The following is a 15,470-nucleotide window of genomic DNA, read 5'->3' as shown; positions in this document are numbered from 1 at the left end:
TAACTACTATTAGTTTTATTTACGAGAGGCACTGAAAAAAGCGATTAGTATTTCTTAAAAGCCCCCTCAACTGGTCAAAAAACTATGGCAGGAAAAAATCAGCATTTTCTACCACAATTTCTGCAAAAAGGTTTTTCAAGCCGTGTTAACGGCAAAGAGATATATACTTGGGTATACAGACGTGGCACATCTCCCTTTGAGTCGAATATCAAGAACATAGGCAGCTCTAGATACTTTTATGGTAATCCAAATGAAGAACTTAGTGTTGATCCTGAAATTACTAAACAAGAAACAAAGTTTGCCAACTATATTGAAAAACTGAGAAATAAGTCAGAAGAATTAGAATTAGAAAAATCAATAATTACTGAGTTCGTAACTCATTTAATTATCAGAACTCAATTTATTAGAACTTCTCTAAGCCAATCAATAGATTATTTTCTAGATTATATTTTAGAAGAATTACCACAAAATTGTATAGATTACCTCATAGAACATCCCGAAATTCTGTATAGAAATCTTGAACAGCAGTTAGAAAGACAGGGAATAAAAAACTTAGGCTCTTTGGCAAAGGATGTAATTGTCTTACATTTCAAAAATGTTCTTACAAATGAAGCCAACGAAAGTAATAGAGAATTAAAAATATTGCTTGATAAGTTTTTATTAAGCAATATAAATGAATTAAAAAAGAATCTGCCGTCTTTAGTAAGAACGTCTCATATATCTACACTTTCACAAAATATTTCTCCTGAACCTAGAATTAATTTTTTTCGCAGATTCAATTGGTTTCTTATAATTAGAAAAAAAGGCAGCTTTATTTTAAGTGATGTAGGTTCCATTTCAAAATTAAAGAATTCTGATCAGGTTAAAGCAGTTCCAGATAAATTAGAAAAAATAGATCAAATTTTCTTGCCTATTTCAGATACACATTTAGTTGTAGGTTGTCGTAGTCGTAAAATAAAAAAAGTCAATGTAAATATTAGACATCTCCAAAATATAAATTATGAGATAATTATGGAGAACAAATCAGTGTTTGAGGTGCAAAAACTGTGAGTTATACCTGGAACTATTTGCAACGTAATCAGAAAGAAGCCAAGCGTTTGGTGGGAATTAGCTACGAGCAGCTAATTCAACTGATGGAGCAGGCTAAACGTTTACATGAGCAAAAACTCTCAGAAAGAGAAAGAAGTAAAACTCGGCTGATTAGTGCTGGTGGTGGCAAAAAGCCTCAACTTGAAGAAGAAGAACAAATTATCTTAACTTTAATCTATTTACGTCATCATTTGAGCTTCCAGATTCTGGGTCTGTTGTTTCAAGTAAGTGAATCTACAGCCAATAACATTTTTAATTATTGGCAATCTCTGTTGCAAGAATTACTACCAGCTAGCTTACTAGAACAAGTAAAAAAGTGCGAAGGAGAGGAGGAAGCAATTATTGAGATGTTGGCAGAACACGAGTTAATAGTAGATAGCGCTGAGCAAAGCCGGTCAAGACCTTCAGTATCTCAAGAGCAAAAAACATTTTACTCAGGCAAGAAAAAAAGTCACACCTTTAAAAACCAGCTAATTGTCTTACCAAAAGGTAAGGATATTATCGATGTAGTAGCAGGGAAACCCGGACTGACAAGTGACATAAGCTTAATGCGAGAACGTCTGAAACAATTTGATAAAAATCAACTCTTTAGTGCTGATAAAGCTTATCTAGGGGAACCACAGATTCGTACTCCTCATAAAAAACCCCCAAACGGAGAACTAACCTCACAACAGAAAGAAGCTAATAAAAAGCTATCTTCTAACCGCATTTTTGTCGAACACGTAATTCGTCTAGTCAAGATTTTTAAAATAGCACAAGAAAGATTTCGTTTAGATGCTCACAAGTATGAATCAATCATAATGACAATTTGTGGGTTAGTAAGATTGAGAATTGAGCGGTTAGTTTTCCCAGCCGTAAAAATCGACGACGACACCAAAACAATTGAGGTTAATAATCTTCTTACTTCGGGGTCTAAATTAACAACAATGGCTTCTAATGCTAATTATGCCGTTGAAATTCGCTGAAACTGCTCCAATCATTTTAAGGGATAAACAGTAGTCAGAGAGCTACTTTCGACTTTCTGGAGATGTCTATTGAAAAGATAAATTTTGATATTTCCAGCTGTAGTAGTGAATTTTTTATTTCTTGTAACAAGTCTGAAAGAGAGATGAGGTATTTTAAAAGAATTGGAAAAGAAGCAAAAATTATTTCAGATGCTGAGATTAAGAGTATTATAGATGAATTTTTTAGGAAAAAGGTAACGAGCTAAGGATACTTGCTCCCGGATAGAGTTTTCAATAGCTATGCTAGTGCCGGAGGCAATCGCCGTGATAGATAGAGACGTAAGTAAAATGATTTTAGACAGGAGTAAACACGATGACTCAACTAACAAACCATCACTCTCCACGTCGAGGCAGACTATTTCCGGAACAAGATCCATCCCCTGAAGAAAAAGCCAAACTTAAAGCTGCCCAAGAATTATTGCATAAGCAAGGTAAATTAATTTTTGAGAAAGTCCGTCCTCAATTAATCGATGAACACTACAACTGGTTTATTATTATTGAGCCAGATAGTGGAGATTATTTCATCGACCAAAATCAGATAACTGCTTTAAAAAGAACACGGGAAAAATACCCAGATAAACTATTTGCTGCCTTCCGTCTCAATGAGACAGGAGTCTGTGGCAGAATATGACCGTTGGATACTTTGGCAGTAAGGGTGAACTACTATTTGAAATTGATTTAATTGCCAGCGATGGCAACAGTTTAACAGTAGAAGCTTTGTTCGATACAGGCTTTACAGACTGGCTAGCAATTAACAAACAAGATGCGGAGAGTCTTGGCTGGAGTTTGTACGATAACCAACTGATGCAAACAGCACAGGGAGAAGCTATTTTTGACCTTTATTTGGGCAATCTAGTCCTAGATGGCGAAGAGTTGACGGTTCCCGTATTAGCTAACGATACAATCTCAGAAATTATTTTAGGTTTGCCCTGGCTCAGAACTAGACGGTTAGTGGTAGATTTTCTTTCAGAAGTGCTGGTATTAGGAGAGACATAATATTACTCTTATTATTTTAGTCGTGGAGAAGTTGACGATGGTGAATTTTCTGAAGATTTAGATAGTTTAATAGTAGACTTTTAGGAAAAATGAGAAGAGTCAGTAGATCAACACCGGACTAACAACTCAAATATCGGAAAAAAAATTAGACCTCTTGCAAAAGTCCAGTAAAAAAGAGATAAATAGGTCAGTATGAGGGAAAATAATGACCTATGAAAAGGTGAAAGACCTAAAACCCCAAGAGTTCAAACGCCTTTGTGGAGTTAGAAAAGAGACGTTTGCTAAGATGGTTGAGTTAGTGGAAACAAATGAAAAACAGAAGATAAAAACCGGAAGACCGTCCAAATTAAGTCCAGAAAATCAAGTATTGATGACGCTCGAATACTTACGAGAGTACAGAACTTACTTTCATATCGGTCAACATTGGGGACTTAACGAATCAACAGTATATCGAATAATTCGTAAAATAGAAAATATTTTAATCAAGTCAAAAGAATTAAGGATTCCGGGAAAGAAACAACTATTGAAATCGGGAAACCCAATAGAGATAGCAGTTATTGATGTAACTGAAACTCCCCTAGAGCGTCCTCAAAAAAACAGAAAAAGTTCTACAGTGGCAAGAAGAAAAAGCACACTTTAAAATCTCAACTTATCGTTGAAAAAAACAGCAAAGAGATTATCTGTATTGCATGCGGCAAGGGTAAAGAACACGACTTTAAGTTGTTTAAACGGAGTAAAACCAATCTAAAGACAGAGATACAGTGTCTCGGAGATCGAGGATATCAGGGAATAGCGAAAATCCACAAACAAAGTCGGATACCCCATAAAAAACCCAAGAAGAGCAAACTATCAAAAGAACAAAAAAAAGAGAATCATAAATTAGCTTCAGAGAGGATAGTGATTGAACATGTTTACCGTCGCCTCAAAATATTTAGAATTTTATCCGAGCGATATCGCAACAGAAGAAAAAGGTTTGGTTTACGCTTTAATTTAATTGCAGGCATCTATAATTACGAACTTCGTTTGAACTCAAATTAGTTAGCTGCCGCTACTTTTGCAAGAGGTCTATTGTAGAGTAAAACTATAACCCTGAATAGTCAGCAAACTCTATCAGATAAACTATGACTATTAAAATGTACGACCTCGCAGGGGCCCAAGAAAACCGACGCTTTAGTCCCTACTGCTGGCGCATCAAAATGGCACTAGCGCATAAAGGATTAGAAGTAGAAACTATTCCCTGGCGTTTTACCGAAAAAGAAGCGATCGCATTTTCTGGACAAGGTAAAGTTCCCGTTATCGTAGACGGTGAGAACACTGTATTCGACTCTTGGAATATCGCTAATTACCTAGAAGACAAGTATACCAAAAGTCCCTCTCTCTTTGGTTGTTCCCAAGCACAAGCAAATGCTCTTTTTATTAAACATTGGGACGAAAAGGTACTTATACCAATCCTACTACCTTTACTAGTTACAGATATACTGGCTCACATACATGAGAAAGATCAGAACTACGTTAGAGGAATGTTTGAGGAAAGATTGGGAAGAAGTCCAGAAGATATTGCCAAAACTCCCGAAGAACAACTGCCTAAATTGCACTCTAGTTTAGGACCCCTAAGAGAAACGCTGCGATCGCAATCTTTTTTGGCAGGTAAACAACCAAATTTTTCTGATTACATCGTGTTTGCTAGATTGCACTGGGGGCGTTGTATTTCACCCATTAAGCTGTTAGAAACAGACGATTTGGTATATGCTTGGCGAGAAAGAATGCTCGATTTGTATGACGGACTAGCTAGAAAATCTCTGGGCTACGATGTTTAATAAGTTTAACTAGATAGGGAGATTAAAGGTGTGACTCAGCCAATAGATCTTTATTACTGGCCAACTCCCAATGGCTGGAAAATCAGCATCATGCTCGAAGAGACTGAAACACCCTATAATGTAATACCGGTTGATATTACTGCTGGCGATCAATTTCACTCAGAATTTCTGACCATCAGTCCTAATAATAAAATGCCGGCAATTGTCGATCCTGATGGCCCTGATGGTCAACCAATGTCTCTGTTTGAATCAGGTGCCATATTAATCTATTTAGGAGAAAAAACTGGTCACTTTCTACCTAGTAACCCTCGTGAACGTTACCTAGTTACGCAATGGCTGATGTTTCAAATGGGTGGCGTCGGACCTATGCTGGGGCAAGCGCATCATTTCCGCCAGTATGCTCCAGAACAAATTCCCTATGCCATTGATCGCTACACTAATGAAGCAACTCGTTTATACCGGGTTCTCAACAAACAACTTGGGGAAACTGAGTACGTAGCAGGAGATTATTCTATAGCAGACATAGCAATCTTTCCTTGGATTTTACCCTATGAAAGACAGGGACAAAATTTAGCAGACTATCCTCATCTTCAAAGATGGTTCGATACCATTAATGCACGACCGGCAGTACAACGTGGCTTGGCAATACTGCCTGACAGACGCGTTAGTCAAAATATGGATGATCGGGCGCGAGAAAATTTATTTGGAACTCGCCAAATGGAGCAACGTTAATGTCAGAAATAAATTCAAAAAAAGATGCCTCTTTAATCTGTCAATGGCGAAATAAAATAGAAGTAGCTAACCGTAATAACATTTTTTGCCACTGTCGTAGTTGCGGTTACGAATGGGTAAACTCTTCTGTTGATGCTGCCTGTAGTAGCTGTAGCAGCAAAGATGTTGAACGCATCTCCTGTTGGCAGTTTCCTGATGACTAAATGGTAAAAAATGATCGCGGTGCTTGTTGTTTCTTGTCGATTCCTGAAGTCAATGAGCAACTTTTATTACTCTCTATTGCGGCTAATTAAGAGTAAGTTCAAGGTCATAAAAACCCCAACTGAAGCCATTGCCACTACCCTGAACAAATGGGTCATAGCTTAGGTTGCCAGCGCTACTTACCCCTAGATAGTAAGTATCAGTAGAAGGGGCAGTAAACTCAATATAAGAGTCTAAGCTAGTTTGTTCCCCAGGGGCAGGATCATTATCGCTTAAAGCTACTTCTATCCCGTTAGAGTCAAACAGCCGCAACAAAGGATTTAAGTCAGAACCTAGCTCATTTGCATCGACATCGATAGTTACTGTATCTCCAGCACCAAGATCAAAGGCGAAGAAATCCACATCTGATCCTAATTCAACACTGCGATTATTACCGATATAGGGACTAGTAGAAAAAATTCCTAGATCAGTTGAACTCAATCCTGTGTTGCTTGCTTGGGAGATAGTGTCGTTGTTAATAAAGCTGTCATCGAAAGAAATAGGATCTAAACTGGCTCCTGGCAAAATTTGTAGCTGATAGAGATTATTTTCGAGCAAGCCGTTGTCAAGAAAGATTTGTGCAACACTAGAATTCCAATCACTATCAGGCGTTGGCAACATGCTGTAGCTAAATTCATTGAATAGATAATTGGAATTGGCTAGCATTAATACTGCCCTCGATTACTAATCTTTGTTCAACTTAATATAACGTACAGAGTCGTACCTAGCATTGAGATTCCAGCTAACTAGAGGGCAGTAAGTCAAATTCAAATTTGACTTAGTTGAGAGCTAGGCTTAGTATTTTGTCGGTCTACTAAGAAGCAGTAGGGAAAATCTGTACAGAGAGGTCGGCAACAGACAGTTTAACCCGCGTTCCCACCGATAGCTGCGTGTTCAGTGCTGTTCGGGCATGTAGTCTTTTCCCTGAAGGTGTCTGCAAACAGTATTGATACTCACGTCCTAAAAAGTTACGGTCTCTAATGATTACAACTGAATTATTATCGGGTTTGAGTATAACGTTCTCGGCTCGTAACATTAAATCACCTTTATCCAAGGAAAGGTGGGGGGTGTTGAACTGTTCTGTTTTGACCTCAAAAGCCCCCACTTCAGTTTCCCAAAAATTTCCTCGGCGTCGGGCAGGTAAGAAGTTTGCCTGGGTGACAAATTCCGCAACGAAACGAGAGGCAGGGCAGGTATAGATTTCTTCAGGTGTCCCCAACTGTTCTAAGTGTCCCTGCCGCATCACAGCCACTTGATCTGAGATAGAGAGGGCTTCTTCTTGATCATGGGTGACAAAAATGGCAGATATTCCAGTTTCCTTCAAAATTGTTCTGACTTCCTGCCGCAACCGTAAACGTACTTGAACATCGAGATTGCTCAAAGGTTCGTCTAACAAGATTAGTGCCGGTTGTGGTGCCAGAGCACGGGCAAGGGCAACTCTTTGCTGTTGTCCCCCAGAGAGTTCGTGGGGGTAGCGTTTTTCCATTCCTGATAATCCCACCAGCGCCAGTGCCTCACTGGTGCGTTGCTTGACAGATAATTTGGTGTTTCTCCGGCGGCTATTTTTTAACCCAAACGCGACATTTTGAGCCACATTGAGGTGAGGAAATAGAGCGTAGTCTTGAAACACCATGCCCGTGTCCCGTTGCTCTGGAGGTATCCAAATACTTGGACTAGCAACCTGCCTTCCTGCTAAAACAACGATTCCTGATTGGGGTTGCTCAAACCCAGCAACAATACGCAATAAGGTAGTTTTTCCGCAACCAGAAGGACCAAGAAACCCCAGTAAGTCGCCCTGAAAAAGTGTCAAGGTAACATTCGCTACTGCTGGCTGAGGCATTTGCTCGTATTGCTTAGTTACACCCTCTAAATGCAGGATTACCGGTTTCGTCATAGGATTTGGGGATTTTCGATTGGGAGTTATTGAGAATATATCTCTATTTATTGATAGTCGATTGTTTAATCATCTGCAAATTCTCTTCTTGGCAATGGTGGCAGAGACTTTCTTTAGTGATAGGGAAATTCTTGTTTTTGCCTATTGGCTCTTAGGGCTAGAGGCAGTAACTAGCCAACAGCGCTCTAGCCAAGATAACAGCTCAGGGCGTGGCACCATCAGTTCTCTGGCAACACTCCAGAGTTGAACAGCACAGGTGACGTTATTAATCTCAACTATCAAAGGCTCGTTGGTTTTACATCGGCAGGGAATCCCTAGTTCTTGCAAGCGCCGGTAAATTTGCCACCGGTCTGAAAAGGCTATTTCAACGGCATGACTGGTTTTGGGTTGGGAACGGGATGGATTCATTTGCCTACAATAATGCTATTATTTATCATTTGTCTGTTCAACAAAACTTCAAGGGTTTCTTGAACAACTAGATATCCAAGGGTTTTGCTAATGAACAGGCTTCTTGATATCATAAATTAAACACTTCTCAAGCCGCTAACTATTCTCAATTATTTAACAAAGATAATGCAAAGATAACGCAAAACAAAATAACTAACTAGAGATTCATCAAGATCAACAAGTCAGCAAGCCGCCTATTATTGAGGTGGTGGTTTTTATCTGCTTAATATTTTGTTGAGGTCGTGTTAGAATTAGCCCATTAGCAATAGCATATGCTTAATGAGAGGAGAACCTAAAAATGTCTACACGTCAGGGTCTCATACGCACTTTTGGAGAAGTTCAAGATAATCCAATCTTGCTAGAACGCAATGTAACTGAACCCGTATGTGAGGGTTTAAACATTGCTTTAGCAAGTTTTCAGGCGCTGTATCTGCAATATCAGAAACATCACTTCGTCATAGAAGGCGCTGAATTTTACTCTCTACATCAATTCTTCAGCGAAAGCTATACAGAAGTACAAGGACATGTCCACGACATCGGAGAGCGATTAGATGGAATAGGGGGCGTGCCAGCAGCTAATTTCAGCACTCTAGCCAGGTTGTGCTGCTTTACCCAAGAAGAGGAAGGAATTTTTGACTGCCGCCAGATGGTGGAACATAACCTAGCCGCAGAGCAAGCGCTCATTCAATTAATTCGTCGTCAGGCAGGACAAGCAGAAAGCTTAGGCGATCGCGCTACCCGCTATCTGTACGAAGGAATTCTCTTGAAGACAGAAGAGCGCGCCTACCACCTAAATCACTTCCTGGCTAGTGATAGCTTAGTCTTGGGAATTCTTCAGGCTTCTCAAAATTAGCGATTTGATATTCTAACTTCCTCAGTTGTTAGCTCGTCAATAATCCAAGCTCCAACCTCTAGTATTACTGAATAGATGGGGACAACACGGATAGGGGACTTCTGTCCGGAAACCCTGATTTTCCTTAATCAATCCGATTCAAGGTTTGGCTATCTGGGGGGAACTTCTACGATTATTACGATTAAGAGAGCAACTGACTAGGAAGAAGCAACAGTAGAGACGTAGCATACTGCGTCTCTGTTTTGCCGTATAGGCAAATTGGTAAGAGCTTGAGCTAAATTTAAACGGCTACAGATGTTAAATAATATACTAGATTCAACATTTTCATCCTCATTCCTCAATTCTTGACAAGGGCAACATTGGTTTAGCTTAAAAAGAAAGAATAAAATCTCAGAAGATGAATAGTTTTCCTAAAACAACAACCCCAACGTAGTATAGTGCCTTTGCAGCTGCTGGGTCTGACCACACTGGATAGCCTCCCCTACTCTGCTCGAAGGAAATGAGGAGAATTAAACCATGTCTATCGAAAAACTTCAGCCTGCTGCTCAAGGAGCTGTTGGCGTTTACATGCCTTACTGTCAGGGTGCCAAGCGTACTGTTTTGCCTTTAGCTATCAGCCTCTACCAACAAGGTTCTTTAGAAGGTCAGCGCCGGATTGAAGGAGGAGAGAGTATTCCCTTTGTTGCGACTTGGTTTGTATCAAATCTTCCTGCGGATCTGACTCGTTGCCGATTACAGTTTGACGGAAACACCGATCTGAGCTACGAAGTGATGATGGCAAATTCTGAGTTTATTAATTACTTGATTGAAGTAATCGTAAACTTCAGGCGCTCGCGCTTGACGGATTTTTCTCAGGCGTTTTATCGCAAGCTGCTACGGATTGATGAATAAGCACATGTTGAAATTTAGAGGAGTACGGTAAGGGGTGGCAAAATCTGCTAAGTATTTGCTGGTCGGGTCAACAGAGGCTTACAGTGGCAAGTCAGCAACAATTCTAGGAATTGCCCATCAGTTGCGAGAAAAAGGATTGGATATCGCCTATGGTAAACCCCTAGGAACCTGTCTGAGGGGTAATCAATCCGAGGCATTTGAAGAAGATGTCCGATTTATTAGAAAAATACTCAACCTGCCTCAAAAGCAAGTGCGATCGCCTTTGTTATCTTTGAATGCTGAGACGATTCAAAAACGCTTGCAAGGAGATGATTTAACTAATTATCGCCAGTCTCTCAAGCCTTATCTCCAACAAGCAAGCGGTGATTTAATGTTGTTGGAGGGACCAGGTAGCCTGTGTGAGGGCAGTTTGTTTGACTTATCCCTCAAAGAAGTAGCCCAGACGGTTGAGGCTCCGGTGCTGCTGGTAGCTCGTTTTCACTCCGTCTTGCTCGTGGAAACCCTTTTGTCTGCCAAACAACAGCTTGGTGATTGCCTAGTAGGGGTTTTGATTAATGATATTCCTGATCACGAGTTGTCGATGGCACAATCGACGATGCGACCTTTTCTAGAGAAGCAAGGAATTCCCGTATTAGGCCTGCTACCTAGAAGTAGTCTGCTACGTAGTGTCAGCGTCCGGGTGTTAGTAGACCAGCTACAAGCAGAAATCCTCTGCCGTCCTGACCGATTGGACTTGATGGTGGAAAGCTTAACAATTGGGGCAATGAACGTTAACTCAGCGCTAGAGTATTTCCGTAGGGGAAGAAATATGGCTGTGGTGACTGGAGGGGATCGCGCAGACATCCAGATGGCGGCACTAGAAACTTCTACCCACTGCTTAATTCTTACCGGTCGCTTGCCGCCGCAACCAATGATCCTTAATCGTGCTGAGGAGTTAGAGATTCCCGTTCTCTCGGTGGACAAAGATACCCTGACCACGGTGGAGATTATTGACCATGCTTTTGGTCAAGTGCGTCTCTACGAACCGATTAAAGTGCAGTGTATTCAAGAACTGATGACCGAGCATTTCGATATTGACCGCTTGATGAGTCAACTAGGATTGGAACCAGCAGTAACAGCAGGTTGAGGTTGAACCCCTCTATAGAGATGGCTCTAGGCGTCCACGAGCCGTCTCACTGCTTTTTGTCACCGGAATGTGCTTAGTCGCCGCAGCTAGTCCAAATACGGGCATATTGACGTAAATTGCCTCATAGTTACCAGGCTCGATTCTATAGGTTTCATGCCAAATTCCTACACTGCCATCGCTTCCTATTGCTTGATTAAAGTGACGCCAAGCCTCTAGGTGCGGGTGATCAGGATTTTTGGCGAACTTCTCTAAGTCTTCAAAAGAACGCCAATACTGAACCAACGCCGCTCCGGGCCAGTATAAGAATAGTTCTCCGCCAAGAAACCCCTTGTCCGGGTTCTGGTAAAGGGTATTTAGCATTGGTTTCATTGCCTTTGCCACTGGCACCCATTTCGAGAAAGCAAAAAACCGATTGACTCGCATCCCGATTAAGAAGACGACAAACGGTTCCTTTCTTTGGGCAGTAAATCGCCCTGCTACAACTTTAGCCATGTTTAACTCTCTTTAACTATTTGGCACCTAACTTTCAGGTCTGTTCACAACTCATTATTCATAGGAAACCAAGAAACAGCAAGAGTTAGCGGCAATGAAACCAATTATTGTTTTTGGCAGTATCAACATTGATTTAGTTACCCAAGTGCCTAGTTTGCCTACTCCTGGTGAGACACGGCAAGGGGATAATTTTTTTACTGCTGCTGGCGGTAAAGGGGCTAATCAAGCGGTAGCAGCAGCACTGCTAGGTGTTCCAACTCAGATTATCGGGCGAGTGGGTGGCGACAGCTTTGGGCGCGAACTCCTCGCAAGTCTTCGGGCGGCAGGCGTCCAGACACAAGGCGTGTTAGTCGATGAGGCAGTTAGTTCCGGAGTGGCTGTTATTGCGGTTGATAGCAGGGGTGAGAATCAAATTATTATAGTTTCCGGTGCTAATGGACGGCTGGAGCAGCAGGATATCGAGCGACTCACCGCAGTATTGCCGGACTCGGCTGCCTTACTTTTGCAGTTAGAGATTCCTTTGCCTGCTGTTCTGGCGGCGGCGCAAGCAGCAAGACGGGCTGGGGTGCTGGTGATTCTTGATCCGGCACCAGCTTTGCCAGATATTCCCCAAGAACTGTACCCTTTGATTGACATAATTACACCAAACCAAGTTGAAGCAGAACAGCTATCGGGTTTTCCCGTCACTGGACAAGAAACAGCAGCTTTAGCTGCCTCTGAATTTCTTAACCGAGGTGTCAGTACGGCGATTCTTAAAATGGGTGATCAAGGTGTTTTGTGTGCTAGCGATGAGGAGACTTTTTTTGTTCCTGCTTTTCCTGTCCTAGCAGTGGATACAGTGGCGGCTGGGGATGCTTTCAATGGCGCTTTAGCTGTGGCTTTAAACCAAGGGCGATCGCTGCGGCAAGCAGTGGCGTGGGGAGCTGCTGCTGGTGCTCTTTGTGTCACAAAAGCTGGGGCGCAGCCTTCTTTGCCTGATTGGGAGACGTTTGCTTTATTTCTCCAGGAAAACAACATTGATGTAAACCGAACTTCCTAGAGCTTGAACAGAGTCTTATAACAGTAAGAAGAGAACTCTTGAAGGTTAGTCTCCATGACACTGCCCAATGGTCCACGCACTGCAAAATTTCTGAGGTTTCTGCGGCTACTTAAGCTAATTTTTCGTCCTTTAAAATACCTAGATGACTATAGCCAACGCTACGGGGACATCTTCAAAATAGGAGGAGAAAAATCCCCTCCCTTTGTTTACGTGAGCAATCCCCAGGCGATCAAAGAGATTTTTACTGCTGATCCAGAGTTGTTTGAATCGGGCAGGGGAAACGGTATCTTACGATATTTGTTGGGAGATAACTCACTGATTTTGCTGGATGGTGAAGCTCACCAGCGCCAGCGACGGTTACTAATGCCCCCCTTTCATGGCGATCGTTTGCGGGAGTACAGCCAACTGATTGGCGATATTACCGAGGAAGTTACGAACCGATGGACGGTGGGTGAGCCGTTTCTCATCCGTTCCTACACGCAAGAAATTACCCTGCGGGTGATTTTACAAGCGGTTTTTGGCTTAGCTGAAGGAGAGCGTTTTACTCAACTGAGGCAACTACTTAGTACCTTTTTAGGAGCGTTTGGCTCTCCGTTAAGTTCCAGCATGCTCTTTTTTGGGTGGCTTCGGCAGGATTGGGGCCCCCTAAGTCCCTGGGGGCGCTTTCTGCGAATTAAGCAGCAGGTCAAACAACTGATTTTAGACGAAATTCGAGAACGCCGAGAGCAAGGCGAGAGTTCTCGGACTGATATCTTGACTTTACTAATGTCGGCTCGGGATGAAGCGGGTGAGCCGATGACGGATGATGAGTTGCATGATGAGTTGATGACGCTACTGATTGCTGGTCACGAAACGACTGCTTCTGCTCTAGTATGGGCGTTGTACTGGACTTACTCTCTGCCGGAAGTTCGTGATAAGTTGCGTGATGAGCTAGATACTTTGGGCGATGGAGCAGATCCCATGGAAATTGCCCGACTTCCTTACCTCTCGGCAGTCTGTCAAGAGACGCTGCGCATTTATCCCGTAGTGCCGAGTACCTTCATTCGTATGCTCAAATCACCGATGGAATTAGGGGGTTACCAGTTTGCAGCAGGTACGGCGTTGATGCCTTCTACTTATTTAGTTCATCAACGGGAGGATCTTTACCCGGAACCGAGGCGTTTTCAACCAGAGCGTTTTCTAGAACGACAATATTCTCCTTACGAATATTTTCCCTTTGGAGGGAGTAACCGCCGCTGTATAGGTGCAGCCTTGGCGCAACTAGAAATGAAGCTGGTACTAGCTACAATTGTCTCGCGTTTTGAACTAGCGCTGCTTGATAATCGTCCGATTAAGCCTGTCCGCCGTGGCTTGACGTTCGCTCCTCCGGGAAATATGCAGTTAGTTGTGACTCAGTTAATCTCTCAGAAAACTCCAACTTTGGTCTAATTTGGCTCAAGTCGAGATTAAAATTCCTGTTCCCTCGCCCTTTGGGAGAAGTTTAGGGCAAATACAGGAACTCATACTTCAGTTATGAGCGCCTTCTTGACTATTAGCCCAGGACAAAAAAGGCAATGCGACTGCTCACAAATCAATAGCCAACTTTTTGGGAGAATAATACCTAATTCTGACACCAACCCAGGGCATCTATGGCTAAAAAACTAGTATTACTGGATCATGATGGCGGCGTTGATGACTATCTCGCCACTCTGTTAATGATGACCATGGATAACGTTGAGCCTCTGGGTGTTGTCGTTACTCCGGCTGACTGTTACCCTCAACCGGCTGTCAGTGCCACTCGCAAAATTCTCGATCTTCTGGGGCGTTTCAATGTCCCAGTTGCAGAGAGTACGGTAAGAGGGGTTAATCCTTTTCCCAGGCTTTATCGCCGTGATTCTTTTATTGTGGATCATCTGCCGATTCTCAACGAACAAGAACAGATTCGGACGCCTCTTGTCCAAGAAACAGGGCAAGAATTTATGGTGCGATCGCTTTTAGCAGCGCCACAAGCTGTAACACTGATGGTTACTGGTCCTTTGACTACAGTGGCTGCTGCTCTTGATCTGGCACCGGAAATTGAGCAAAAAATCCAGGAAATCATCTGGATGGGAGGAGCGCTCAATGTTCCCGGTAATGTAGAAAAAAGCCTCGAAGCTGGACAGGATGGTTCAGCAGAATGGAATGCTTATTGGGATCCCATCGCAGCAGAACGTATATGGCGCACAACTATCCCAACTATAGTTTGTCCTTTAGACATTACTAATAAAGTACCAGTAACCTCAGAGTTTGTCTACAAATTAGGTAAACAAAGAAAGTACCCTGTCTCGGATTTTGCTGGACAATGTTATGCCTTAGTAATTCCTCAAGATTATTATTTTTGGGATGTTCTTGCCACAACCTACCTGGCTCATCCAGAATTTTATCAACTGCGGGAATGGGAGACGGTGATTGTTCCCACTGGCAAAAGTCAGGGCAGAACCAAGATAGAGACGGGTGGCAAAAAAATTCTGGTTATGGACACAGTAGAGCAGGAAAAATATTATGCTTATATTTTGGAGCAATGGGCACGTTGAATTTGTTTTCTGGATTCTGGTTCAACCATTGTTTAATTGAGATAATTGACGAGTAACTACTTAATTTTTGCCAATAGATAGTACTTACTACTAAGATGTAAATAATCCTCGGCAGCATTTAATTAAAGGCTTTTTTATCAATTATCGGTCTCTCTGAGCTTTGATATTGGCACAAAGTGATTTTTTTGGTAATTCTTGAGTTTTACTTCAAGATTTTGACTGTCAGACGACTCTTGGGAATTTATGAGAAATCTTAACTTTTATTTTTAAATGTAAAGTTTTTGTTTTCTAAATTACA

18 protein-coding genes are annotated in these 15,470 nt (G+C 42.0%); 14 read left to right on the top strand and 4 right to left on the bottom strand.

Annotated features, from left to right (window positions below):
* Positions 1 to 84 precede the first annotated feature (84 nt).
* From ACT7WV_RS04350 to ACT7WV_RS04315, 8 genes are all read left to right on the top strand, one after another.
* Positions 85 to 1,050 (top strand): DUF4238 domain-containing protein, encoded by a 966-nt coding sequence (locus ACT7WV_RS04350; RefSeq protein WP_445101722.1) that lies wholly within the window; start codon positions 85 to 87, stop codon positions 1,048 to 1,050.
* Positions 1,047 to 2,054, top strand: a complete 1,008-nt coding sequence (locus tag ACT7WV_RS04345; protein WP_445101721.1) for a transposase family protein — start codon at positions 1,047 to 1,049, stop codon at positions 2,052 to 2,054. The genes ACT7WV_RS04350 and ACT7WV_RS04345 overlap by 4 nt, the downstream gene beginning before the upstream one ends.
* A 352-nt stretch (positions 2,055 to 2,406) precedes the next feature.
* Positions 2,407 to 2,724 (top strand): hypothetical protein, encoded by a 318-nt coding sequence (locus ACT7WV_RS04340; RefSeq protein WP_445101720.1) that lies wholly within the window; start codon positions 2,407 to 2,409, stop codon positions 2,722 to 2,724.
* On the top strand, positions 2,721 to 3,089 hold the full coding sequence (locus tag ACT7WV_RS04335) for an aspartyl protease family protein (protein ID WP_445101719.1): 369 nt from the start codon (positions 2,721 to 2,723) through the stop codon (positions 3,087 to 3,089). The genes ACT7WV_RS04340 and ACT7WV_RS04335 overlap by 4 nt, the downstream gene beginning before the upstream one ends.
* Before the next feature lie 205 nt (positions 3,090 to 3,294).
* A protein-coding gene (locus tag ACT7WV_RS04330; protein WP_445101302.1) for an IS5 family transposase occupies positions 3,295 to 4,127 on the top strand; the annotation gives its coding sequence in 2 pieces (ribosomal slippage) (positions 3,295 to 3,679 and positions 3,679 to 4,127; 834 coding nt in all).
* A gap of 83 nt (positions 4,128 to 4,210) precedes the next feature.
* A complete protein-coding gene (locus ACT7WV_RS04325; protein ID WP_445101718.1) occupies positions 4,211 to 4,906 on the top strand; it encodes a glutathione S-transferase family protein in 696 nt (231 codons plus the stop codon).
* Positions 4,907 to 4,936: 30 nt separating this feature from the next.
* Positions 4,937 to 5,638, top strand: coding sequence for a glutathione binding-like protein (locus tag ACT7WV_RS04320; RefSeq protein ID WP_445101717.1), 702 nt, complete (start codon positions 4,937 to 4,939; stop codon positions 5,636 to 5,638).
* Positions 5,638 to 5,841, top strand: coding sequence for a hypothetical protein (locus tag ACT7WV_RS04315; RefSeq protein WP_445101716.1), 204 nt, complete (start codon positions 5,638 to 5,640; stop codon positions 5,839 to 5,841). The genes ACT7WV_RS04320 and ACT7WV_RS04315 overlap by 1 nt, the downstream gene beginning before the upstream one ends.
* 82 nt (positions 5,842 to 5,923) lie before the next feature.
* Here the strand turns inward: ACT7WV_RS04315 and ACT7WV_RS04310 are convergent, their stop codons facing one another.
* The 3 genes from ACT7WV_RS04310 to ACT7WV_RS04300 form a co-directional block, all read right to left on the bottom strand.
* Complete coding sequence (locus tag ACT7WV_RS04310) at positions 5,924 to 6,544, bottom strand: PPC domain-containing protein (RefSeq protein ID WP_445101715.1); 621 nt, start codon at positions 6,542 to 6,544, stop codon at positions 5,924 to 5,926.
* Between the two features lie 148 nt (positions 6,545 to 6,692).
* On the bottom strand, positions 6,693 to 7,772 hold the full coding sequence (locus ACT7WV_RS04305; protein WP_445101714.1) for an ABC transporter ATP-binding protein: 1,080 nt from the start codon (positions 7,770 to 7,772) through the stop codon (positions 6,693 to 6,695).
* 141 nt (positions 7,773 to 7,913) lie between these two features.
* A complete protein-coding gene (locus ACT7WV_RS04300) occupies positions 7,914 to 8,180 on the bottom strand; it encodes an Asr1405/Asl0597 family protein (RefSeq protein ID WP_445101713.1) in 267 nt (88 codons plus the stop codon).
* Between the two features lie 337 nt (positions 8,181 to 8,517).
* On the opposite strand from ACT7WV_RS04300, the gene dpsA reads away from it, so the two are divergent.
* The 3 genes from dpsA to ACT7WV_RS04285 all read left to right on the top strand — a co-directional run bounded on the left by dpsA (position 8,518) and on the right by ACT7WV_RS04285 (position 11,089).
* A complete protein-coding gene (dpsA, locus tag ACT7WV_RS04295; protein WP_445101712.1) occupies positions 8,518 to 9,072 on the top strand; it encodes a DNA starvation/stress protection protein DpsA in 555 nt (184 codons plus the stop codon).
* Positions 9,073 to 9,588: 516 nt separating this feature from the next.
* Positions 9,589 to 9,963: a type IV pilus biogenesis protein EbsA gene (gene ebsA / locus ACT7WV_RS04290; protein WP_445101711.1), complete on the top strand. Its 375-nt coding sequence runs from the start codon at positions 9,589 to 9,591 to the stop codon at positions 9,961 to 9,963.
* A 34-nt stretch (positions 9,964 to 9,997) separates the two neighbouring features.
* Positions 9,998 to 11,089, top strand: coding sequence for a phosphotransacetylase family protein (locus ACT7WV_RS04285; protein WP_445101710.1), 1,092 nt, complete (start codon positions 9,998 to 10,000; stop codon positions 11,087 to 11,089).
* Between the two features lie 12 nt (positions 11,090 to 11,101).
* Here the strand turns inward: ACT7WV_RS04285 and ACT7WV_RS04280 are convergent, their stop codons facing one another.
* Entirely contained in the window at positions 11,102 to 11,581 is a 480-nt protein-coding gene (locus tag ACT7WV_RS04280; RefSeq protein ID WP_445101709.1) for a DUF4188 domain-containing protein, read from the bottom strand.
* Positions 11,582 to 11,675: 94 nt separating this feature from the next.
* Here ACT7WV_RS04280 and rbsK point away from each other — a divergent pair, with 94 nt between their 5' ends.
* From rbsK to ACT7WV_RS04265, 3 genes are all read left to right on the top strand, one after another.
* On the top strand, positions 11,676 to 12,620 hold the full coding sequence (gene rbsK / locus ACT7WV_RS04275; protein ID WP_445101708.1) for a ribokinase: 945 nt from the start codon (positions 11,676 to 11,678) through the stop codon (positions 12,618 to 12,620).
* 54 nt (positions 12,621 to 12,674) lie between these two features.
* Positions 12,675 to 14,048: a cytochrome P450 gene (locus tag ACT7WV_RS04270; protein WP_445101707.1), complete on the top strand. Its 1,374-nt coding sequence runs from the start codon at positions 12,675 to 12,677 to the stop codon at positions 14,046 to 14,048.
* A 200-nt stretch (positions 14,049 to 14,248) separates the two neighbouring features.
* On the top strand, positions 14,249 to 15,172 hold the full coding sequence (locus ACT7WV_RS04265) for a nucleoside hydrolase (protein ID WP_445101706.1): 924 nt from the start codon (positions 14,249 to 14,251) through the stop codon (positions 15,170 to 15,172).
* The last annotated feature ends 298 nt before the right edge of the window (positions 15,173 to 15,470 follow it).

The sequence above is a fragment of the Symploca atlantica LB2515 genome, from assembly GCF_052546295.1.
The sequence above is the reverse complement of the archived record's forward strand: the minus strand, read 5'-3'. Positions and strand labels throughout refer to the sequence as shown.